Raw genomic sequence first — 1697 nt, 5'->3', positions numbered from 1 at the left:
TTGTAGTAGCTTTTTAGAAATGTCGTGTTCTGGCTACTTAGAAATGTCGTGTTTTGACCTCGGTATGCTGGCCGGTTCTTTGCGGGACCACGGAGCCGGCCATGTATCCAGGTGCACTGGTGACACTGAACATGCGAGAACTCGACCGTCTGAAGGTAATCCAGGCCGTGGTGGACATGGGACTCAAGCCCGGACGCGCGGCCGAACGACTGGGCGTGACCGTGCGTCAGCTCCAGCGTCTGGTGGATCGTTACCGTGAGTCTGGCGCCGCCGGACTGGCTTCGCGCAAGCGTGGGCGTCCCGGTAATCGGCGGCTGGACGCTGATCTGGCCGATCGAGCACTGTCGATCATCCGTGATCGCTACGCCGATTTCGGGCCGACGCTGGCCTGCGAGAAGCTGTATGAGTGCCACGGCATCCGGCTGGCGAAGGAAACGGTCAGGCGGCTGATGACGGACGCCGGGCTGTGGGTGCCGCGCCGGCAGCGGCCGCCGAAGGTCTACCAGCCACGGGCACGACGCGCGTGCCTGGGCGAACTGATCCAGATCGACGGTAGCGACCACCGCTGGTTCGAGGATCGGGCGCCAGCCTGCACGCTGCTGGTATACGTGGACGATGCGACGAGCCGGTTGATGATGCTGCATTTCACGGCGACCGAGTCGACCTTCAGCTACTTCGAGGCGACGCGCGCGTATCTGGAGCGTCACGGCAAGCCGATGGCGTTGTACAGCGACAAGTACAGCGTGTTTCGCAACGTCAACCCGGGCACGACTGGCAATCGGGTGACGCATTTCGGCCGCGCGATGTACGAGCTGAACATCGACACGTTTTGCGCAAACAGCAGCCCGGCCAAGGGGCGGGTCGAGCGTGCGCACCTGACGCTGCAGGACCGGCTGGTCAAGGAACTGCGGCTGCGCGGGATCAGCACGGTGGCCGAGGCGAACGCCTATGCACCCTCCTTCATGGCGGCCTACAACGCACGTTTCGCGAAGCCACCGAAGAGCAGTTTCGACGCTCATCGGCCACTGCGGGACGACGAGAGCCTTGAGTTGACGCTTACGTGGCGCGAACTGCGGAAAGTGACGAAGTCGCTGACGGTGCAGTACGACCGGGTGATGTACCTACTGGACGACACCCCAGAGAACCGGAAGCTGATTCACCGCTACATCGACGTGTGGGAGTACCCGGACGGGCGCATCGAGCTCCGGACGGAGGGTCAGGTGTTGCCCTGCAGGCAGTACGATCGGCTCGCCGAGATCGATCAAGCCGCAGTCGTCGAACACAAGCGCCTGAGTCACGTATTGCAGGTCGCTCAGGCGATTCAGGCGCAACGCGATAACAGCCGCATCGGTAAAGCCCCATCCCGAACAAACCGGGGCGATTCGACCAAGACCGATCGAAACAAACCTCAGCCGGGCAAGAAGAAGCAGCGCGAGTTCGTGCAGGCGGACGTCGAGCAAGTGATTGTGGATTTGGCTGAGCACAGGCAGGCGCAACCGCAACCCCGCAAACCTGGCCGTCGGTCTGCAAGGGACAGTGGATCCGACGCAAGCGCCCTGCCCGTTCAGACGCCCGCCTTCGACACGGCGTAACGAATAAACCAGGACAAACAGGCAGCGAAACCAACCCTAACCCCAACCTCAAAACCGGACATTTCTATTTAGCTGGCGCCACGACATCTTGAAATGGCTACGACA

At 61.9% G+C, this 1697-nt stretch carries 1 protein-coding gene; it reads left to right on the top strand.

The features are described from left to right. The first annotated feature begins 101 nt into the window (after positions 1-101). Positions 102-1592, top strand: coding sequence for an ISNCY family transposase (locus U5771_RS35000; RefSeq protein ID WP_260427228.1), 1491 nt, complete (start codon positions 102-104; stop codon positions 1590-1592). Positions 1593-1697: the final 105 nt, after the last annotated feature.

Source organism: Burkholderia sp. BCC1977 (assembly GCF_905339595.1).
Taxonomy (GTDB): Bacteria; Pseudomonadota; Gammaproteobacteria; order Burkholderiales; family Burkholderiaceae; genus Burkholderia.
This window is presented reverse-complemented; position numbering and strand designations above follow the sequence as displayed.